Raw genomic sequence first — 20,005 nt, forward strand, 5'->3', positions numbered from 1 at the left:
AAAGCTATATGTAAAATTTGTTGTAACGCATTTTGTTTTAAGCGCCATTATGTTTTGTGTTTGGTACTTGGTTGCGGGAATAGAAAATGCGAGGGAGATGACTTTCGTGATAAGTACGTTAGCGAGCTGTATAGCAGCTAAAAATTTAATGGATGACACGTTGAAAGAAAAAACGCTGACGAGTAATAAGAGCTAACGGTTTGAGTATTGGTTAGCGTGACGCCAGGGTAATGTCTTCTCGATATTTTTTCTGAAGATTGTCGGCTAGATGCTAGTTTTTATCCTATTGAGTAGAGCGAATAGACAAATAGCCAAAGTATTTGAAAGCCATAACTTAAACGTTGATATAGTCCAGGGTGAGTTTTAGCTTTCAGTGCACCTGATAATTTATAAGAAAAAAAGAAACAGCCCAGAATGCAATTAAACGAAAATAAGCGCAGTGCTATTGGGTAGACGCTGGAAAATATCACGACAGCGGGCGCGATAATAAATGACAGCAGCATAACTAGCCCTGACCACGTATGAATTTTACAACTTTTTGTTGGTTTAGAGGTGTAAGGGTCGGCATCCATTGGGAAGTAGCCGCAGACCCATGTGCATAGACCATGAACAATCACCATTGCACCTATTATTGTAGTGGGGGTAATTGAGGAGGGATTGAGTGTCGAGTAAGCCACTATTAAATAGTAACCAAATAGAATAAATAAAAAGCCTAATGGGTAGTTGTTAATAGCGGGGGATAGTTTTTGGGTTGGGCTTCCAAAAGCGCCAAGTTCACTACAGAATTGTTTGGCGTGACTATAGTTCGGGTAATATAACGACGCGATGTAAATGCCCACAACAATCCATATTGATGCGACTATCCCAGTATACGACAATAAATCGAGCATGCTTAACTCTTCCTTGAAACTTGTTCTTTGAAACGTATCACCTTGCTATATAATAATTTTGAGCAATGTAAAGTGCTTACACTTGTTATGTGGCTTATGAGTTTAAATGTCTATTTCAATCTGTTGGATTGAGCGGCCAACGCCGCCAGCCATCAAACGAGTAATACAACCATCAACTAATTGTAAATCAACACTTATCACGCTACCTGAAGGGGGATGCATCAAATGGCCTTGCTCAATAAACAAAGTCGTTTCATCTATACCCTTGCGGTCATGAAGGTAGCAGGCTAAAGGGCCAGCAGCCATACCGGTAGCAGCCTCTTCGTCAATGCCATAGCGTGGGGCAAACATTCTAGCGCCCGCGTGACGCCCGGGCACAGTGGTTTCACTAGAAAAAACGTAAAAACCTATTAGGTCATATTGTGCGCTTATTTTCTTGATGAGATCTTGATTGGGCTTAATTTCTGCTACTGAAGATGCATTGTGAAGAGGTACAAGTAAAAAGGCGTTCCCCGTATTCACAATTGATATTGAATCAAGCGGTACGTTGCTTGAAAGATTAAGCGCTGCTCGTACTTCTTCGGTATCTACTACATCGGTGTAGGTTGGCGGTGACTGCTCCATAAATGCCATTGAACCATCAATAATTATATCTCTGGTTCCATCTACCGTCTCTTTCGACATTCGACCATTTTGAACCAAACCAAGCTCACTCATTCTGCTAAACGTTGCTATGGTGGCATGGCCGCAATGCGCAATTTGTTGTACTGGGGTGAAAAACTCCAGTTTTATAGTGGCAACGTCTGAGCGAGAAACAAAGGCTGTTTCTGAAAGCCCCACTTTTTGCGCCACTTGCAGTTTCTGCTGCGGAGTTAAGGCGTTCGCATCTAAAACCACACCGGCTGGGTTTCCACCTATGTCACCGTCAATAAATGCATTTACTATTTCAACAGAGACTTTCATGAGAGCTCCTTTAGCAAACAATAAGGGTTGAATGGACAAACGTCTTACTACCTCTATATTTGAGGTTGGGCAGATCAACTAATAATGGGGTATGTTTTAACTACCAGTCTGCACTGTATTTTTTATTCGCTTCAAAAGCTTCTACTTCTAACGGCGCGTTATCATAGCCGTACGCTGCTAAATCAGAAAAATGCTGCGTGATAATTTTATCTAAGCTGGCATTTTCTATCTGCCGCACATGCACTAATTCATGGGCTAGCTTTGGTCTAGTTAACTCATAACCATTTCGGATATAAATAGAATAACCAAAAACCTGAGCGTTATTGATTATACCTTCTCCGATAAACCCCAGTGCCTCGCCAAGGGTTTTTAGTGCGAAGTTTTCATGCGGAAACGGCACTTCGTCTACATACACCAACCTGACTTTTTCTGGATATGTTATGCCGATGTCAGCAGCAAGTTGTAATTCCTTTCTGTTTAGCGGAACACCTTCATCCACACCTTTATAGTCGGTCTCATATGCCCAATCTATGTACTGAGGAATTAACACCACCGAAATTATTTGTTTGTGAAAAACGACTACTGCGATTATCACAACAACTAGAAGCGACAATAGTCCCTTTATTAACTTCATGTATTACTCGCGTTCCTTTCTGATTTTCGATGTTTTCATAAGTTAACAATAACCTAAGGTCTGCGCAGTAGTATTTTAATAACCACTAAATAGCGTCTCTCTGAGCATTTGGAAATAACAGGCAAGCACGGTCAAACACAAGAGCAGTATGTCTTTGTGATAGGGTGATATCGATGGCATTTGAACTATGATTAAATACCGTAATAATGTTGTCGACTTGTTGAATACGCGCTGCGTTTTGTTTATTAATTCGCTTACCCTGAGACGGCCACAGTCTTGCCAAGGGAGTATGAAGAATTAACACTTCATCACCAATGTCTTGCAATACATGCTCCGGATTATTTAGGCGTGGTGAGCGGAACATAAAAAAAGTAAACAGAAATATAAGCAATGCTACTAAATAGAGATATTCCATGTGGCGCATTTTCCTTTAGTGAATAAATCCAGATTACCCCCTAATTCCCCCAAATAAAATAACAAACTAAAAAACAAAGTAGATTAGCGTACTTCGATAATTGATCAAAACCACCAAAACGCTCTGCCAAAAAAGAAAAGTGTATTTTGCTTAATTACTATGTTATAAATTATACTATGTATTACATAGTAATAAGTTTAACCTAGCTGGAAGGTCATGACAGAAGCTTCAAATCAAAGCGCGAAGTGGGATGCGCAACTTCGCAAAGGCACCTTAGAGTTGGCCATACTTGCCGCAGTCGCGGGCGAAGAAAAATACGGGCTGGCGATACTTAATTACCTGCATAGTTTTGAAACCATGGTGATTAGTGAAGGCACGCTTTACCCATTGCTCGATAGGCTGAAGCGCGAAGGGGTATTGAATGCGAAATGGCATCACGAGGGTGAAGTACGCCCACGAAAATATTACTCGCTTACCGAAAGTGGCCTTGAACGGTTACATATTCTGCGCGCACGGTGGAAGCGTTCGGTAGTCGATATGGAATCGCTGCTAGCAGATTCAGCTATCAGCGAAGGTAACGGCGCAGACAATGTGACAGAAACTGGAAAAGGATAATGAAATGAGTGGAAGGGAACAAATTAGCAACTACCTAAAAAGCTTTAGTCGTTACTTGGCCTCGTTAAGTTCTGAAGATGCAGCAGAAGTCATTCAAGAAATTGAATCTCATATTTATGATGTTATCGATCAGCAGGAAATGGCAGGAAAAGAAGCCAATATTGAAAGCATCTTGGCTGGGCTTGGTGCGCCAAGAGTACTTGCCGAAAATTACGTGAGTCATATTCAACAAGGTACACCCCCACCTAAAGGGTTTCGGCCTTTAACGTCGGTCACTAAAGGACTGTCTAAAACCTTGTACTGGGGCATGTTGGCTTTTGGTTATGGTACGGGTTTAGCGCTAGTTGTATTAGCATTTGCGAACTTATTGTTGCCCAACGGTATTGCCTTTTGGGTAGAAGCTGAGGGAAATTCAGTTGCTATTGGCTTTTTAAGTAACCCTATATTGGCAAATAGCGACGCTACTATTACAGGATTATGGATAACGCCAGTTGCCTTGGTAAGTGCCTACGCGATTAGCCTATTAACCTATCGTATTCTGGCTTTGCTTAAACGGTTTGCTGTGGGCTATCAATATGCTTAAGCGTACAGCGAAACGTTTAGCCAAATCAGTCGGGCATTTTCTACTTGTTTCTTTTATGTTGGCTATTGTTGGTGTGGGTGTCTTAATAAGCCAGCATGGCTCTATTGATATCGGAGACGCCCCATTGGCTTATAAAGTAGGCGGGGAAGGGCCCTTTGTATTTTTTAACGATGAGACACAGATAGGCTCTGATGTTACAGGCTCTGATAATGTAGGTGCTGATATTGTTGGTGCTAATATTGTAAGTACTGGCGTTGAAATTAATTACATCCGCGGAAGCCGAGAAGAAAACTTCTTCATTGAAAAACGCTACGTGCCTTTAACAGATCAAACAGCAGTGCCCCTTGAGGTATATTTTGCTTTAGAAGATGCCACGTTTACCTTCAATTTAAAGCCATTAGACACATTGAACACCAAAACGCCGTCGGTGTATGAAAGCACTGCGCCTATTTTGGCAATGTCTGACTTAGAGGGGAATTACAAAACCTTTCGTGATTTCCTTATTACCCATAACGTTATAAATGAAAACCTAGAATGGCAATTTGGTGAAGGTCATCTAGTGCTAGTGGGCGACATGGTAGACAGAGGATTCTCTACTACTCAATTACTCTGGTTCATTTATAAGCTAGAGCAAGAAGCCCAAAAAGCGGGTGGGATGGTGCATTATATTATTGGCAATCACGAGCTTAAAAACCTTCAAGGCAATTTTAAATCGGCGGCCAATAAGTATATTCCCATTGCGGGCTTAATTGGCAAAAGCCAAGCAGACTTATTCAGCCACAATTCATATATAGGGCGCTGGCTTGCCAGTAAAAATACCATTGAAAAAATTAATGGCCATTTGTTTGTACATGGCGGTATTCATGAAGATATCGCGAACCTTGATTTAAGTTTGCAACAGATAAACAACAAGGCTAAAGCTTATTACCGACAAATGTATTTCCCCGGCGTGGCTGACAAGGTTACAGAATCGCTTATTTCCACTGAGACTGGGCTGGCGTGGTATCGAGGGTATTTCAAAGGTGATGCTAGTAATACAGCTATACAGCAAACATTAGATAAATTTGATGCTTGCTCAATAACGGTGGGCCACACCCTGCAGTTTAAGGTAAATAAGCAATTTGATGGCCGCGTTTTCGCGATAGACGTAAAGCACCCTAATGACTATCGAGGAAGTTTTCCGACAAAATATTCTGAGGCGTTATTGATTGAAAGGGAAAACTTTTATCGGCTTACTGAAACCGGCGAAAGAATAGTTTTATAAGTATGTGGGTATTAGTTCTTGGGAATGAGTGTTAAGTTGATAATGAGCCAAACAGGTCATCACAGCTACGCTCGTAAAATAAAGGCGGCAGAGTACATTTTAAATTCCAAAAGTAGTCTGCCCCTATTTTATATGCCTATTTTATCGTTACCGTTGCGTCACTTACCCATGTTTCGCTGATGGCTTTATCGTCTTTATTTACTAAATATGCCCTTATCGTCACGGGGTTTTCGTTAATTTGTTTGTAATCGAAAGTTAGGCGCCATTGGTTTGTGCCTACTACCGGATAAACGCCGATAGGTTCAATTATTTCGCCATTGCTTGCTTCAACAATAGGCTTAACGCCGCTGTTTCTGTCCAATCCTTCGAATACTGCGCCTTCAAAGTCGATAACCATTTTGTTCACACCTTCGGGAATAGGCTGCCCCGGGATTCCGCCCAAACCCTGTCGAGTATTCGTCACCCGGGCTAATTCTTTGGATATTGGATCGAGCTCGCGCCATTCGATATCATAAGAAAAGGTAAACTCATCGCCTTTTTGAGCGGGTTTCTCGGGCACCCAATAGGCAACGATATTGTCAAATGTTTCGTCTTTCGTTGGGATCTCAATTAACTGAACAGCACCTTTGCCCCATTTTCCACGAGGCTTGACCCAAGCTGATGAACGTTTGTTGTAGAACACCCCATCGTCTTGGTAGTTGTTGAAATCACGATCTCTTTGAATTAATCCAAAGCCTTTGGGGTTTTTATCAAAAAAGCTATTGGTCGACACCAACTTAGGATTATTGAGAGGGCGCCAAATATGTTGACCTGAGCCAGTGTGAATAGCAACGCCGTCACTATCATGAATTTCAGGGCGCCAGTCTTTAGCAACAGTTTTGTCTCTTTCTGAATACCAAAACATACTGGTTAACGGCGCTATGCCTAAACGTTCCACATCTTCCCGCATATACAAATTCGCGGTAACAGACGTAACATGACCTTCGGCGTTTTTATTGTCTTTGGTTAGGCCGAATCGATAGGCGCCCGTGATAGAAGGCCCTTCAAGCAATGCCCAAACAGACAGATCTTCGCTGTTGTTTTCTGCCGGACCAACCCAAAATGCTGAAAATCGTGGAAATTCTTCCGGTTCGCTCATTCCAGTATTTATCGCAATACCTCGCGCTGATAACCCATATTGCCCTTGCGGCCCGTCGGTACGAAAATAAGAAGCACCCAGAAAAGATACCCAGTCTGGCTTCATACCTGGCCGCATAACTCTAAAGCCTGCATACCCGAAGCCTTCGGGGAGTGCGTGAGCAGGGCTATCAGCGGGCATATCAAAAAGTGCGTTACTGAAGGGAACCTCTTGGACAAGATTATTACTGTCTCTGATGAAAATTTTGACTGGCTCGGGAAAATATCGTCCAGGGTAGAATAATTGTACCGGTGCTATTTCACCACTCGGATATAAGGTTTCGTCTTCTTTAAAGCGTATTTTCCAGTGTTGATCGTAAGTGATTTTATCAATTAATTCGGGCACCGGAACGTCGGGAGGAGTATAGGGTTTACCAGCTGATGTTTTAGCAAGGTTTTTTAAGTCTTCGAAGGTAAATTTTGTCTTGTCTGATGCTTGTGCCGCATGTACCGACATGGAGGCAGAAAAAATAATTGCGATGAATAACATCAACTTCATAAAAATCTTCCAATCTATTGAGTCTAGTAAAATGAATTTGCTGTTCGAATTCCAGTGGTAAATTATTCAGCCAGTCCGAAACAGACAACGATAATAAGAAGGAGTTCTTATAATCACCTTTTGCCCTGTCCAGTAATTGCTTGATTGAGTTGAGTGAAACCCGTTCATCATGCACATGTTCCACAAATCTCAGGTTTTTAGGCGCTGGTGCAAAAGCAATGGTTTCTATTTTATTGATGACTAAGCTGACTGAATAACTACTTCAGCTTCATAATTTAGGATCTTAAATTAAGGGGGGCAGGATACATTTTCTTTCGAAAATATACTGTTACCTTATGAGGTTGTAACTCTGACTCGTCTGGCAGCGCTTCAGTACCACTTACCTAATAGATAACTGTGGTGAAATGCTGCAAAGCTGGTATTCGGACTTTATTTTCGCTATTTGCGTTGTTATACCCACTTCACTATTTGCATCGATTTCTCAAAAGATTTAGTTAGTTTCGTACTGCAGTTCGGCTTTGGATTAACTATGATTTGTTGATTGCAAAGGCGTAAAAGGGGGATATCAATTGAACTGTCGGAGTAACCTATAATTGTTTCGTATTCTTCAAGGTTATAGCGCATTTTGATGCGTTCAACTTTATTAGTTGAATAACAGTGAAACTTGCTGACCATACCTCCAGCGAGCCGAGTTTCTTCAGAACAAGCGAACTCCAGCTTTGGAATACAGAGCTTTGCAATAATACGCTTAACCATCCACTCTGATGCACCACTGACAATTACTACTGTGTCATTATTTTGGGTATGTGAAATTAACTTTTCAATCGCGTTTTTATATATGACGGTAGCGTTATTTTCCAAATACCTGTTAATAAAGCGCTTGCGTAATTTAGCTACCTTTTTAGGAGACATTCCACACGTCACTAGCCACAGAAGCACAGAGAAACCAATAAACTTTGTTTTATTCAGTATCAAAAAGGGCAGGGTGAAAGGTAGCGCGAAGAAGCATAATACAAACCGAATAGGATTGCGTTGCACCATGAACTTCATATACTCGGCGCCGGTATCTTTGTTTATTATTGTTTTGTCAAAATCAAACAATATTAAATTCACGGTGCTAAATATTTCCTCAATTTGACTACATGAGTCTTGGTAGCTATTCCACAAATAACGATATTCCACAGTTTGGACAAGTATAATTTGTGAATGTGAACATGCTCCATACCATTAAACTCAAAACTAATGCGATTATTCCGATACTAAGTCTTATTTCTTCAAGACTAGAAAAGGTAAACAATAAAGGGACAAACACACAGCCACAGACAACAGATACTAAGATCCATTTTTTCCTTCGTTTTTGAAACTCAATTGCAATTTCAATGGGAGTCAAAACTATTTACTTATAACGCTCAAGCGAAACGGAAAATACGACGCGTTTTGGCCGAAGGCCAGCGAGTAATTGCCCATACTAGCGAAGAGAAGTTTGATGCATCTGCTAGCGGACATTTCTAACATCACCTCTATCTAATTCTTTTTCTTCAACGCGTACCAGTTTTCTTTAAAATATACCAACGAACCCATGGCTACTGCGAAAGAGATGAGTACTGGATTGTTTGATATGTAGCTAAAAGCTAATATAGGGGATGCCGAAGCGATAGCAAAGCCCAAACGTTGGTTCCTTGTATAGCGAACTTTCTTAAACTTATTTGCTTTCAATAGCACCTGCTGAACAAACAGAGCTGTAACGATAACTAGAATTATAGTTACTTGATAAATGCTAATTTCTTCCATGATATCTCCTGTTGATTTGCTTGCTATATGACAGCTTCAAAGGTTTTAATTTCTCGGTTTTCACCTTGATAGTAAATAACTTAAGGAACTAATAGCTCACCTTCTTGTAAATCACTGCCAATCAAAACACTATGTGCTAATACTAAACCTATAATTTTCCCTACCGCTTCAGATATCAACATGTACTCCTTGCCACATAACAATTTACTAGACCCCAAATCGGTCTGTTTAAACACACTATTATGGTTTTTTTGATTTTATCTATATTCCCAGATTACCTGCTAACCCCTCAAAACAATAAAGCCGGATGGCGTTTTTTACTCACGAATTAAAAGTACAAAAACGGTATGTTCGAGGCTGAAGGAGTATCTGACTCATTTACTTTGTATTATGGTGTAGAAAGTTTAATTTAGCGAGAAGACCATAAAAGTACTAATAAAAGTACTATAAATTAAGCTCTATAAATAAAAGCGCTTAGGTAAAACAAATGAAAAGTGGCATTTATGGCGAAAGGTACGCTAAAAATATTTGTTTAACGCAGAGTGCCTAGAACGATTGTTTATTCTTCACGAATGATTGAAGCGCTCCAAAAGGGATAGGGAATCGCTATTAGCAAATAAATAAAGCAGCAAAAAATATAGTTACAATGAACTTACCTGCATCAAATTTACCCAACGCTGTCACCTGCATTGATAGCAAGTGCAGCGTAAGGTAAGCCTTAGCTATAAACTTCAGCTAGCTATAAAAACAAAGATAAGCAGTAGGTGTTTCAATTTTTACATCGAAAGAAAGGTTTGCATCAATAGTAAACTCTGTGCCCGTTTTGAACGACTGCCAGTCGCTTGAACCTGGAAGTTTAACGGTCATTTCACCTTCCATTACTTTCATTACTTCGTGCTGACTGGTGTTGAAGGTGTACTCACCTGGCGCCATTACGCCTGAAGTACAGGGGCCATTTGCTGACTCAAATGCAATTGAACGAACCTTGTCATCAAAATAACTGTTTACCGTAAAAGACATATGCGCTTTCCTTTTATTGAAAATAGAAGAGCGAGCATTGTGCAATAATTAAAGCTGAATGGCTAACCTGTGATTTTCTAAGATATTCTCATTCGCAAAATAAGCCGGCATTAAAAACGCATCCGGTTATATAAAGTGCAAAATTAGTCATTAAAACCACATGAAATATGTGTAATTGGCTAGAGACTCTCAAGCGCTGTGGTTATACTAGCTCACAATCGCATTTCCAGAGGTTTTACAGCAATTGAGCACAATGAGTTTGCCACGTGTGGTGCCCCAGCAGAGTCTTTTAACACATTATCAGACATATCTAGAACAGCTTGCTAGTACCGCTTTTACCGGCGATGTTGAGTACAGCTATGCCAGCCGTCTTGCTGTGGCCACCGATAATTCGGTATACCAAAAACTCCCTCAAGCTGTGGTATTTCCTAAAAGCGTTGCCGATTTGCAAGTATTAGGCAAGCTGGTTAATGACCACCCGCTAGTGAAATTCTCGGCGCGTGGCGGCGGCACAGGCACTAATGGCCAAAGTTTAACCGACGGCATTGTGGTTGATATGTCGCGTTACATGAATCAAATTCTGGAAATCAACGTTGAAGAGCAATGGGTTAAAGTACAGTCAGGCGTAGTAAAAGATGCACTGAATGACGCCCTTCGCCCCCATGGGTTTTTCTTTTCCCCGGATCTTTCTACCAGTAACCGCGCAACAGTAGGTGGGATGATTAGTACCGATGCGTCGGGGCAGGGCTCGTTGGTTTACGGTAAAACCAGCGACCATGTATTGGGCTTAACTTCGGTGCTGGCTAACGGTGAAGTATTAAACACCACGCCAATTAGTGTGCAAGAGGCAAAAGAAATAGCTGATACAAACGCAGAAAACAGCACTTACGCGGGGATTTTACGCCAAGTGCTAGCTACCTGTGTAGATAAGCGCGATGCCATTATTGAAAAATTCCCGCGTTTAAACCGCTTTTTAACCGGGTACGATTTAGAGCACGCCTATAACGAAACCGAGCAGCTTATCGATGTGAGCCGCCTGATAACCGGCGCTGAAGGCTCGTTAGCTATGGTGGCCGAAGCTAAGCTTTCTCTTACGCCTATCGCGAAACATAAAGCCTTAGTTAATATTAAGTACGATACCTTTGAATCGGCGCTTCGCCATGCCCCTGAAATGGTAAAAGCAAATGCCACGTCTGTTGAAACGGTAGACTCAAAAGTATTAAACCTAGCTAAAACCGATATTATCTGGCACTCCATTGCCAATTTAATTACCGACGTTCCACACAAGGAAATGTTGGGCTTAAATATGGTGGAGTACAACAGCAACGATGAAGAAGAAATTCGCACCCGTATTGCTGAGCTAGAAGACAGGCTTACCGCCGCTGCCGAAACCGGCGAGGGTGGGGTAATTGGTTATCAGGTTACGTTTGATAAAGCGGATATTGGTAAAATATACGCCATGCGTAAAAAGTCAGTTGGCCTGTTGGGTAAAACCAAAGGGGTGCAAAAGCCAATCGCCTTTGCAGAAGATACTGCAGTGCCCCCTGAAAACTTGGCCGATTTCATCATGGAATTTAGGGCTCTGTTAGACAGCCACGGTTTAAAATACGGTATGTTCGGGCACGTTGACGCAGGTGTGTTACACGTAAGGCCAGCTCTTGATTTATGCGATGTTGAACAAGAAAAGTTGATGCATCAAATATCAGATGAAGTAGTCGCGTTAGTGGCTAAATATGGCGGCTTAATGTGGGGCGAGCACGGTAAAGGTTATCGCAGCGAATACGGCTCTGCCTTTTTCGGTGACATGTTATTTACCGAATTGCGTAAAATAAAAAGCGCATTCGACCCGCTTAATAAAATGAACCCAGGCAAGGTGTGTACGCCTTTAGATAGTACTGAAAGCTTGGTAAAGGTTAGCGATACGAAACGCGCGACATTCGATAGAACTATTCCACTCACGTTTAAAGAAGCTTTTGCGCCTGCCATGGAATGTAATGGTAATGGCTTGTGCTTTAACTACGACACTACGTCACCTATGTGCCCATCGAGTAAAGTAACTCGCGATAGACGCCATAGCCCCAAAGGCCGTGCGGGCCTTATTCGTGAATGGATACGTTTGCTCGCGAAAGATGGAGTAGACACCAAAACACTAAGTGCTGAACAATTCGATACGTCGTGGTGGCAGCGCTTTAGTAATAGCCGAAACAAACAAGACGATTTTTCTCACGAAGTGCTAGACGCCATGAATGGTTGCTTAGCCTGTAAGTCGTGTTCAAGCCAATGCCCAGTGAAAGTAGATGTACCTGATTTTAGGTCGAAGTTTTTATCTATTTATTACCAGCGCTACATGCGCCCAATGAAAGACCACCTTGTGGGAAACATTGAACGCATGGCGCCAATTATGGCTAAGTTCTCGCCAGTGGTTAATTTGTTTTTGAAACGAAAGTGGATGCAAAACGGTATTGAGAAAACCATTGGTTATGTAGACACGCCTATTCTATCTGAGCCTACGTTGGCGAATAGAGTAAAAGGGAAAGTGGCTACTTATAACCACGACGCGTTATCTAAGCTAAGTGCTGAAGAAAAGCAAAAGACGGTGTTGATAGTGCAAGACCCTTTCACCAGCTACTACGATGCGAGTGTGGTTGAAGATTTTGTTACCTTAGTGAATGCCCTTGGTTTTACACCGGTAATGTTACCGTTTAAACCGAATGGCAAACCAGAACATGTAAAAGGCTTTTTAGCTAAATTCGCGAAAACCGCAAAAAATACCGCAGGCTTTTTAAATGAAGTGGCGCAGCTAAACATTCCTATGGTGGGTGTAGATGCGTCTTTGGTGTTAGTTTATCGTGACGAGTACACCAAAACCTTGGGTAAAACCCGTGGTGATTTTCATGTGTTGGCAGTGCATGAATGGCTTGAAACGGTACCTAGTGATGTATGGCAGGCGGCAAGCCAAAAGGCAGGTGTGTCAGAGCCTTCGGCTCAGACTTCGGGTCAGAATTCAGCGCAGACCTCAGCTCAGCCATTTGCACTGCTAAGTCACTGCACAGAAAAAACGGCGTTGCCCGCATCTGAAAAGCAATGGCAAGGTTTGTTTGCTAAAGTTAATCAGCCAGTTGATATTTTGGCGGTAGGCTGTTGCGGCATGGCGGGAACATATGGCCATGAAGCCGATCAAAAAGAAAAGTCGTTAGCCATTTATGGGTTAAGTTGGGAGCAAGCAATCAAACGCTATCCTGCTGATGCGGTGCTGGCTACCGGTTATTCATGCCGCAGCCAAGTTGCTCGCATAGAGCAGTTTAAGCCCAAGCATCCTTTACAAGGCTTGTTGGCCTGCGTTACATCACAGCTTTAGCTTATTGCGAACATCGACCGACAACGTAAAAACTAAAAAATAAAATAGATTAGAGAATACTATGACAGACAATACACCACAAAATGAAATGACCGACCAGCAGCGCAGTGAATGGGTGCGTGAACAATTTCAAAAAGCAAACAAACACCTCGCCGAAAATGGTGTGCTTTTTGAGTCAGTCGTAACAAATGAAAGCCGCTATTTGGTGCCTTACTTGGCAGTGTGGAAGATAAAAGACACCAACAATGCGATGTATTGGGTAATGAGTGGCGACTTACCTACAGATTTTATTGCTGATTCTATGGCTACTAGCGCCCGTGGTGCTATTAAGCATTTCGCGATGCAGTGGCAATTGAAGGCGGCGAATTTACGCGCTTCCGAAAGTGCTGATGCATCATCGTTGGAATATGCGGAATTATTAGAAAGTAGAGCTGAAGGTCTGTACGCCATACAAAACCAAGATGAGCTATGGCAAGGCGTTTAAGCTAACCTTTATTGATGCAATGGCTAATGTAGTAGTTAATGCATTTGTGAAACATCGGGGAATGGAAAACGTTCTGCAGGGCATTGCATGCGTTGGCGCGGTACGCCACCGTCCATAAACACTTGCCCTTCGGGCTTAAAGCCTAAGCCTTGATGGTATGACACGCTATCAAGGCTGCAGGACACTTTTAAGATAGTAACTTGATGGCGGTTGGCAACCTCTATTAACGCAGCAAACAGCGCGCGGTAAATAGACATGTTTCGGTAGCCGCGTTTCACCGCAATTCTGCCAATTTCCCCACACTGGGTTAACCGCCCGGTTGCAATGGGCAAGCTGGCTTCCTCACCTTCCTCCAAAAGCAGTACATGAAAAGCGCTGGCATCGCGCTCATCAAACTCACTGTCTTGGGGTACTCGCCATTCCAAAACGAATACATCTTCCCTAATTGCTTTAAGTCGATGCTTATCCCTTGCCCAATCGACGTTCTCTATCGTATAAGCCATATCGGTGCTTTATGCTTCTATCCATTCCCAGTAACCTTTGTTTATAAGTGTAGTTAATGTTGCTAAAAACGCAAAAGAGGGGGGATCTGGCAGAATATTCGCAAAAAGAACATCGTTGTTCACTAAAAGCTGAACCCATTGTTCATCTTCTTTGCTAAAACTAAAACGTTCGCCATTAACGTAAAAGTAGCTGCCAGAACGAGAAAGCGATGTATTTTCAGCACCAGTTGCAATGAGCGCACGTACACCCGGTGCAGGCGCAAACTCCACACCTTCTTCAAAGCCTGCGGCTATTTGGCTATCTGTATATAAATGCTCGGGTGGATATTCAGGGAGCCCTTGTTCGCTTAACGATTCAAGCAACGCATGGGTAAAGTCATCTGAATTAATGGCTGTGATGAGCTGTTTTTTCAACGCGGCGATATCGCTGGTTTCAACCACTGCCGAAGGCATTGACAACTCTCTACCCGCATCGGTAAATCGCACGTTAATGTCGCTGGTTTCTAACATTAACGACAGGCTATCAGCAAGTTGGGCAGTTTCAGGGGCACGAAAGCCTACCGAGTAGGTTAAGCAGTCTTCCAGCGCCTTACCGTCGTGTGGCCAACCCGGCGGAATATAAAGCACATCACCAGGGTGCAGTACTTCATCAATAATAGGCTCGAAACCCTCAATTTGACGAAGTTTAGGGTGAGGGAATACTTCGTTGTATTCTCCTGGCTTACCTACACGCCAACGGCGCTGTCCTTTTCCTTGTACTAAGAACACATCATATTGGTCGATATGTGCGCCAACCCCCGCATTTTTAGTGGCAAAACTTACCATTAGATCGTCTAAGCGCCAGTTTGGAAGAAAGCGGAAGGGTTCAAGAATATCGGCTACGTCGTGTACATACCTGTCTACACTTTGCACGAGTAGGGTCCATGCCCCTTCGCACACGGCTTCAAAATCGTGAATAGGCCCTTGATGCACTTTCCATTCGCCTGTGCCATCAGTAGCGTTGTCACTGGTACTTTCAAAGCTTAGCAGTCGGCTATCTATTTCTTCTTCTTGGGCTAAGCCTGCCAAGTCGTGTTCATCGATAGGATCTTCAAAATCTTGAAAAAAGCCACGTAATACGACGGGCTTTTGTTGCCAATAATGAGATAGAAAATGTTCTATATCGAATTCTTTCATTAAGTAATCTCCACGCATCTATGGGGGTATTATCGTTTATTCTATAAAGGGTTACTAGCTTAGTGTGTATCGTTAAACCGGTGCTCGAAGGCGGCCAATTCACCTATTTTGCTATCAATTAAAACTGGGTAGAACTTCGCTTGGGTTTCAGTGGCTAAATGGGGAAATGTGCTAGCGCAAACGGTAACGGAATTCCCGGTGCAATGTTGTTCTAGCATAGACGCCAAATTAACCGTATTACCCCACACGTCGAAAATGCCGTGCTGCCTTTGTGGCATGCCAGCGGTAACAGGGCCTGCTGCAACACCAATACGAATTTGGCACGGCCAGCCTTCTTTTGATGCAAACACTATAAAGGTGGCGGTAACGGCAAGGGCAAACTGCACGCAGTTGTTTATGTGATGGGTATTTTCTAGCACGCTACTGGGTGAATGACTCTGCGTGCTTACCTGTGTACTATTTCGCGTATTCTGGTCGCCTTTTCGCGAGCCATTTACAGGGGGGGAAGGAGGGAACATACACAGTTCGCTAACCGCCATGTATTCATCGCCATTCGTTTTTACTGGGAACATGTTGTGCGCAGCGGCAAGCTCATCTATTTGGCTGTAAAAGGCATCTAAAGCCTCTATTACCTTTTGTTCTCCAAACAGGGGGGCCAACGTTTGATAACCTTTTATATCTGCAAATAACACACTGGCCGAGGTAAAGGTTTGTCGCGTCAGCGTAGTTGAAAAACCATTTGATGCGCTACATGAATGCCCATTGAAGGGGGGATTTGAAACGCGCTTCAACGGACGAGTAAAAGCGCTTGTAAGCTTGGCGGCAGGGGTTGCTTTTATTAACAGTTGCCGCGTCTGCCGGTAGTTCACAGCAAGGTGATGCAGGTGACGACGGCTATGAGCATGTAAGGTCAGTATAAGGCCCACACTGGCTAGGGTTAACGTAATACTGTTGCTACGTCGAATAGCCCCCTGCCACCCTTGAAGCGAGTCGCTAAACAGGCCGTCGATAACGCAGAATGTTAGGGCAAACAGTAACCCCCAGTAAAGTCGTGGACGTTGCTCATGCTGGCTAAACACCCCCACACAGCATAAGCAGCCAATCAATAAAAAGTGCTGAATGTACACGTCGCCACGCCATAGGAAAGTCGCTAACACAATATAGCTGTAATAGCTGGTTAACAGCAATGTGCGGGCATGCGTCGGCAGGCCTTTGTTGCACAAATATAGCGTGGTAAATGCACAAAGAATATGAAAGGTTAGATTCCACCACAGTGCGATATAATGTGCGCTGTAGTGAGCATACGCCATCAATAGCGGTGTTTGTAACAACAAGCACAGAGCAAAAAAGCGTGCAGTTGCGTGAAGTATTGCCGCTTTTGAATGAAATGTTTTGTGTGTAAGCATGCCTAAATCCCAACCATAAAAAAACGCGGACTGGCCGCGTTTTTAAGTGTATGGAAAAGGCGATGCCTTTATAACTGATCTACTAGCCTGATTGCATCACCAATGTAGCTTGCTGGTGTTAATGCTTTAAGGTCAGCTTTTGCTGCTTCTGGCATGTCTAAGTTATCGATAAACTCAGCCACAATTTCAGCGTTAACCTTTTTACCACGGGTCAACTCTTTCAATTTCTCGTAAGGCTTTTCAATACCGTAACGACGCATTACCGTTTGAATTGGCTCTGCTAGTAATTCCCAGTTGTTATCAAGTTCATTCAACAAGCTTTGCTCGTTAACTTCTAACTTGCTAATACCTTTAAGGGTAGCTTGATAAGCAATAACCGCATAACCTACACCCACACCTAAGTTACGAAGTACAGTAGAGTCGGTTAAGTCACGCTGCCAGCGAGAAATAGGAAGCTTCGCGGCTAAGTGATTAAAGATAGCGTTAGCTAGGCCTAAGTTACCTTCCGAGTTTTCAAAATCGATAGGGTTAACTTTATGTGGCATGGTTGAAGAGCCAATTTCACCGGCAATGGTTTTTTGCTTAAAATGACCTAAAGCAATATAACCCCACACATCACGATCGAAATCGATAAGAATGGTATTAAAGCGGGCTACTGCATCAAACAACTCGGCAATATAATCATGCGGTTCAATTTGCGTGGTATATGGGTTCCACGATAAGCCTAGCGATGTGACAAACTTTTCAGACTCGCTGTGCCAATCTACATCAGCGTAAGCAGATAAATGGGCATTGTAGTTACCTACGGCGCCATTAATTTTGCCTAAAATTTCAACCTTAGCAATTTGTGCACGTTGACGCTTCAAACGCATTGCTACGTTAGCCATTTCCTTACCCATGGTAGAAGGAGAGGCGGGTTGGCCGTGAGTACGTGCCATCATTGGAATATGTTGGTATTCCTTGGCAAGTGCTATTAAGGCATCGATAAGTTTGTCGCAGTAAGGTAGCAACACGGTATCACGGGCTTCGGTAAGCATAAGGCCGTGAGAAAGGTTGTTAATATCTTCAGACGTACATGCAAAGTGAATAAACTCGTTCACAGCAGATAATTCGCTGTTACTCGCCACTTGCTCTTTTAGAAAGTATTCAACCGCTTTAACATCGTGGTTGGTGGTGCGCTCAATATCTTTAATGCGCATAGCATCATCAACACTAAAGTTAGCCACAATAGAATCTAATAATGCGTTTGAGGTATCAGAAAACGCAGGAACTTCTTCAATTTTAGTGTTCGCCGATAGCATTTGCAGCCAACGTACTTCCACTTCAACACGGTATTTCAGTAAGCCGTATTCGGAAAAAATACTACGTAATTCTACGCTTTTTCCAGCATATCGACCATCGACAGGGGAAATTGCAGTTAACTGACTCAGTTCCACCTTCAGCTCCTTAACTAGTTTATCAGCCTGAGCGCCTTTACAGCGCTATTTAAAATTTGTTTTCTGCGAAACAAAATGTTCCGACGTTTACCACCCATTTGACGCCACATTACCGCGGCGCGCACGCCTGCAAGTAATATAGCGCGAACTTTGTGTTGCGTAGCCGGTTGGCCAAGATGATCCGGATTACCCGCAATTTGAATACGCGGTGCTAATGGACTAATAATATCGCTGTATATACTGGCCAAAGACGACACAATTTGCGGGTTTTGAAAGTCTACATGTGCCAACTGGCGCTGCACGTGAGAAATACGCTCTGCCAGCTCTTTCATGGCGGCAGGTTTACGTGCAAGTTTTCTTTCAAGACCAAGAATGCTGGCAATATAACGGGTCAGCTCGGTGTCTTTGCTCTGTTGTTTATCTGATAACTGTGCGAATAAGGTTTTATATCCTACTTCAAGGTTACTTAACTTGCCGAACACTTGCTGTGGGTTTTCAGGATCGGTAACCAATATACTGGAAAGACTCGCTTCCACCGCTTCGTCGTTTGCGGTGCCTTTTCTTGCAAGGCTTTGCACAAGCGCCGCCGATTGACAAACGCCAGCCAAAGCTAAATTATTTTCTACGTCGGTATCTAACATTAACGAATATAGCTCTCAATAATTCCGCCGCCTAAACACACTTCATCTAGGTAGAAAACGGCAGATTGACCAGGTGTAACCGCTTTTTGCGGCTCATCAAAAATAACTTCAATCATATCATCATTGATTGGCGCGATTGCGCAGGGGATATCAGTTTGACGATAACGAGTTTTTACCACTGCTCGCATAGGTTCTGTAATAGTAGTACGGTCTACCCAATGCAGTTGTTTTGCCACCAAGCCTTTAGAGTATAGGCGAGGGTGGTCGGCACCTTGGCCTACAATTAATACGTTGCGTGCTACGTCTTTATCTACCACATACCAAGGTTCTTCACCGTATTTCGCGTGGCCACCAATGTGCAGCCCTTTACGTTGACCTAGGGTGTGATACATCAAGCCTTCATGTTTACCAATTTCTTCCCCTTCCGCGGTTTCAATAATACCGGGTTGGGCGGGTAAGTAGCGGCCTAAAAAGTCTTTGAATTTACGCTCACCAATAAAACAGATACCAGTAGAATCTTTTTTATCGTGGGTGATTAGCCCTTGTTCTTCTGCAATTTTACGTACCAATGGCTTTTCAATATCGCCCACAGGGAACAAGGTTTTCGCTACGTGTTCTTCACCTAGCGTGTAGAGGAAGTAACTTTGATCTTTGTTTTCATCCAACCCGCGCAATAGCTGCCACTTGCCGTCTTGATGACGGCGACGCACGTAATGACCGGTAGCAATATAGTCTGCACCTAAATCTTCAGCAGCAAATTCAAGGAAAGCTTTAAACTTAATTTCCTTGTTACACATGATATCGGGGTTGGGGGTTCTGCCTGCTTTATATTCTTCTAGGAAATACTCAAATACGTTATCCCAGTATTCCGCGGCAAAATTGATGGTGTGAAGCTCAATACCTAGTTTGTCAGCGACGGCTTGTGCATCTTTTAAATCTTCGGCGGCTAAGCAATATTCATCATTATCATCTTCTTCCCAGTTCTTCATGAACAGGCCTTCCACCTGATAGCCTTGCTGTAACAACAAGTAGGCAGAAACGGAAGAGTCGACGCCGCCGGACATTCCGACGATTACTTTTTTGCTCGCGTTTGATTCAATATCAGTCACAACGTAGATAACACTCATTTAGGTTGATTTCAGGGTGGCGGA

At 43.0% G+C, this 20,005-nt stretch carries 19 protein-coding genes; 5 read left to right on the forward strand and 14 right to left on the reverse strand.

Annotated features, from left to right (window positions below; genetic code table 11):
- Positions 1 to 278 precede the first annotated feature (278 nt).
- The 4 genes from ALT761_RS08255 to ALT761_RS08270 form a co-directional block, all read right to left on the reverse strand.
- On the reverse strand, positions 279 to 890 hold the full coding sequence (locus tag ALT761_RS08255) for a DUF998 domain-containing protein (protein WP_129737921.1): 612 nt from the start codon (positions 888 to 890) through the stop codon (positions 279 to 281).
- 102 nt (positions 891 to 992) lie between these two features.
- Positions 993 to 1,853 (reverse strand): PhzF family phenazine biosynthesis protein, encoded by an 861-nt coding sequence (locus ALT761_RS08260; RefSeq protein WP_129737923.1) that lies wholly within the window; start codon positions 1,851 to 1,853, stop codon positions 993 to 995.
- 100 nt (positions 1,854 to 1,953) lie between these two features.
- Complete coding sequence (locus ALT761_RS08265; protein WP_129737925.1) at positions 1,954 to 2,487, reverse strand: hypothetical protein; 534 nt, start codon at positions 2,485 to 2,487, stop codon at positions 1,954 to 1,956.
- An 85-nt stretch (positions 2,488 to 2,572) separates the two neighbouring features.
- Positions 2,573 to 2,902, reverse strand: coding sequence for a hypothetical protein (locus ALT761_RS08270; RefSeq protein ID WP_129737927.1), 330 nt, complete (start codon positions 2,900 to 2,902; stop codon positions 2,573 to 2,575).
- Positions 2,903 to 3,118: 216 nt separating this feature from the next.
- Between ALT761_RS08270 and ALT761_RS08275 the strand changes: the two genes are divergently transcribed.
- From ALT761_RS08275 to ALT761_RS08285, 3 genes are read left to right on the forward strand one after another with little or no spacing between them, the layout of a single operon-like run.
- The gene (locus ALT761_RS08275; RefSeq protein WP_129737929.1) at positions 3,119 to 3,517 is read left to right on the forward strand and encodes a PadR family transcriptional regulator; all 399 of its coding nucleotides are present in this window, start codon (positions 3,119 to 3,121) and stop codon (positions 3,515 to 3,517) included.
- Positions 3,518 to 3,521: 4 nt separating this feature from the next.
- A complete protein-coding gene (locus ALT761_RS08280) occupies positions 3,522 to 4,100 on the forward strand; it encodes an HAAS signaling domain-containing protein (protein WP_129737931.1) in 579 nt (192 codons plus the stop codon).
- Positions 4,093 to 5,364, forward strand: coding sequence for a metallophosphoesterase (locus ALT761_RS08285; protein WP_197724990.1), 1,272 nt, complete (start codon positions 4,093 to 4,095; stop codon positions 5,362 to 5,364). Before ALT761_RS08280 ends, ALT761_RS08285 begins: the two co-directional genes overlap by 8 nt.
- Before the next feature lie 136 nt (positions 5,365 to 5,500).
- Here ALT761_RS08285 and ALT761_RS08290 read toward each other — a convergent pair whose 3' ends face one another.
- From ALT761_RS08290 to ppnP, 4 genes are all read right to left on the reverse strand, one after another.
- Positions 5,501 to 7,039 carry a glucan biosynthesis protein gene (locus ALT761_RS08290; RefSeq protein WP_129737933.1) on the reverse strand — a complete coding sequence of 513 codons (1,539 nt, stop codon included), beginning with the start codon at positions 7,037 to 7,039 and terminating at the stop codon, positions 5,501 to 5,503.
- 450 nt (positions 7,040 to 7,489) lie between these two features.
- Entirely contained in the window at positions 7,490 to 8,152 is a 663-nt protein-coding gene (locus ALT761_RS08295; protein WP_172602864.1) for an HAD-IB family phosphatase, read from the reverse strand.
- Between the two features lie 411 nt (positions 8,153 to 8,563).
- Positions 8,564 to 8,830: a hypothetical protein gene (locus tag ALT761_RS08300; protein ID WP_129737936.1), complete on the reverse strand. Its 267-nt coding sequence runs from the start codon at positions 8,828 to 8,830 to the stop codon at positions 8,564 to 8,566.
- Between the two features lie 735 nt (positions 8,831 to 9,565).
- Entirely contained in the window at positions 9,566 to 9,850 is a 285-nt protein-coding gene (gene ppnP, locus ALT761_RS08305; protein WP_126872209.1) for a pyrimidine/purine nucleoside phosphorylase, read from the reverse strand.
- Positions 9,851 to 10,103: 253 nt separating this feature from the next.
- Here ppnP and ydiJ point away from each other — a divergent pair, with 253 nt between their 5' ends.
- A complete protein-coding gene (ydiJ, locus tag ALT761_RS08310) occupies positions 10,104 to 13,208 on the forward strand; it encodes a D-2-hydroxyglutarate dehydrogenase YdiJ (RefSeq protein WP_129737938.1) in 3,105 nt (1,034 codons plus the stop codon).
- Positions 13,209 to 13,269: 61 nt separating this feature from the next.
- Positions 13,270 to 13,692, forward strand: coding sequence for a DUF4826 family protein (locus tag ALT761_RS08315; RefSeq protein ID WP_129737940.1), 423 nt, complete (start codon positions 13,270 to 13,272; stop codon positions 13,690 to 13,692).
- Positions 13,693 to 13,727: 35 nt separating this feature from the next.
- Here the strand turns inward: ALT761_RS08315 and ALT761_RS08320 are convergent, their stop codons facing one another.
- The 6 genes from ALT761_RS08320 to mnmA all read right to left on the reverse strand — a co-directional run bounded on the left by ALT761_RS08320 (position 13,728) and on the right by mnmA (position 19,981).
- Positions 13,728 to 14,195, reverse strand: coding sequence for a GNAT family N-acetyltransferase (locus ALT761_RS08320; RefSeq protein WP_129737942.1), 468 nt, complete (start codon positions 14,193 to 14,195; stop codon positions 13,728 to 13,730).
- Between the two features lie 9 nt (positions 14,196 to 14,204).
- Positions 14,205 to 15,371 carry a JmjC domain-containing protein gene (locus ALT761_RS08325; RefSeq protein ID WP_129737944.1) on the reverse strand — a complete coding sequence of 389 codons (1,167 nt, stop codon included), beginning with the start codon at positions 15,369 to 15,371 and terminating at the stop codon, positions 14,205 to 14,207.
- A 59-nt stretch (positions 15,372 to 15,430) separates the two neighbouring features.
- Positions 15,431 to 16,777, reverse strand: a complete 1,347-nt coding sequence (locus tag ALT761_RS08330; protein ID WP_129737946.1) for an adenylate/guanylate cyclase domain-containing protein — start codon at positions 16,775 to 16,777, stop codon at positions 15,431 to 15,433.
- Between the two features lie 68 nt (positions 16,778 to 16,845).
- Positions 16,846 to 18,213 carry an adenylosuccinate lyase gene (gene purB / locus ALT761_RS08335; protein ID WP_129737948.1) on the reverse strand — a complete coding sequence of 456 codons (1,368 nt, stop codon included), beginning with the start codon at positions 18,211 to 18,213 and terminating at the stop codon, positions 16,846 to 16,848.
- Positions 18,214 to 18,227: 14 nt separating this feature from the next.
- Positions 18,228 to 18,854: a high frequency lysogenization protein HflD gene (hflD, locus tag ALT761_RS08340; protein ID WP_013784398.1), complete on the reverse strand. Its 627-nt coding sequence runs from the start codon at positions 18,852 to 18,854 to the stop codon at positions 18,228 to 18,230.
- Positions 18,854 to 19,981 (reverse strand): tRNA 2-thiouridine(34) synthase MnmA, encoded by a 1,128-nt coding sequence (gene mnmA, locus ALT761_RS08345; protein ID WP_126872213.1) that lies wholly within the window; start codon positions 19,979 to 19,981, stop codon positions 18,854 to 18,856. The genes hflD and mnmA overlap by 1 nt, the downstream gene beginning before the upstream one ends.
- Positions 19,982 to 20,005: the final 24 nt, after the last annotated feature.

The organism is Alteromonas sp. 76-1 (assembly GCF_900654235.1).
Classification (GTDB): domain Bacteria; phylum Pseudomonadota; class Gammaproteobacteria; order Enterobacterales; family Alteromonadaceae; genus Alteromonas; species Alteromonas naphthalenivorans.

Bases quoted from the DNA above. Each gene is read 5' to 3' on its own strand.
- ALT761_RS08330 (WP_129737946.1), bottom strand. From the start codon at position 16,777: ATGCTTACACACAAAACATTTCATTCAAAAGCGGCAATACTTCACGCA.
- ALT761_RS08320 (WP_129737942.1), bottom strand. From the start codon at position 14,195: ATGGCTTATACGATAGAGAACGTCGATTGGGCAAGGGATAAGCATCGA.
- ALT761_RS08325 (WP_129737944.1), bottom strand. From the start codon at position 15,371: ATGAAAGAATTCGATATAGAACATTTTCTATCTCATTATTGGCAACAA.
- mnmA (WP_126872213.1), bottom strand. From the start codon at position 19,981: ATGAGTGTTATCTACGTTGTGACTGATATTGAATCAAACGCGAGCAAA.
- hflD (WP_013784398.1), bottom strand. From the start codon at position 18,854: ATGTTAGATACCGACGTAGAAAATAATTTAGCTTTGGCTGGCGTTTGT.
- ydiJ (WP_129737938.1), top strand. From the start codon at position 10,104: ATGAGTTTGCCACGTGTGGTGCCCCAGCAGAGTCTTTTAACACATTAT.
- ALT761_RS08260 (WP_129737923.1), bottom strand. From the start codon at position 1,853: ATGAAAGTCTCTGTTGAAATAGTAAATGCATTTATTGACGGTGACATA.
- ALT761_RS08300 (WP_129737936.1), bottom strand. From the start codon at position 8,830: ATGGAAGAAATTAGCATTTATCAAGTAACTATAATTCTAGTTATCGTT.
- ppnP (WP_126872209.1), bottom strand. From the start codon at position 9,850: ATGTCTTTTACGGTAAACAGTTATTTTGATGACAAGGTTCGTTCAATT.
- ALT761_RS08280 (WP_129737931.1), top strand. From the start codon at position 3,522: ATGAGTGGAAGGGAACAAATTAGCAACTACCTAAAAAGCTTTAGTCGT.
- ALT761_RS08255 (WP_129737921.1), bottom strand. From the start codon at position 890: ATGCTCGATTTATTGTCGTATACTGGGATAGTCGCATCAATATGGATT.
- ALT761_RS08290 (WP_129737933.1), bottom strand. From the start codon at position 7,039: ATGAAGTTGATGTTATTCATCGCAATTATTTTTTCTGCCTCCATGTCG.
- ALT761_RS08315 (WP_129737940.1), top strand. From the start codon at position 13,270: ATGACAGACAATACACCACAAAATGAAATGACCGACCAGCAGCGCAGT.
- ALT761_RS08265 (WP_129737925.1), bottom strand. From the start codon at position 2,487: ATGAAGTTAATAAAGGGACTATTGTCGCTTCTAGTTGTTGTGATAATC.
- ALT761_RS08270 (WP_129737927.1), bottom strand. From the start codon at position 2,902: ATGGAATATCTCTATTTAGTAGCATTGCTTATATTTCTGTTTACTTTT.
- ALT761_RS08275 (WP_129737929.1), top strand. From the start codon at position 3,119: ATGACAGAAGCTTCAAATCAAAGCGCGAAGTGGGATGCGCAACTTCGC.
- ALT761_RS08285 (WP_197724990.1), top strand. From the start codon at position 4,093: ATGCTTAAGCGTACAGCGAAACGTTTAGCCAAATCAGTCGGGCATTTT.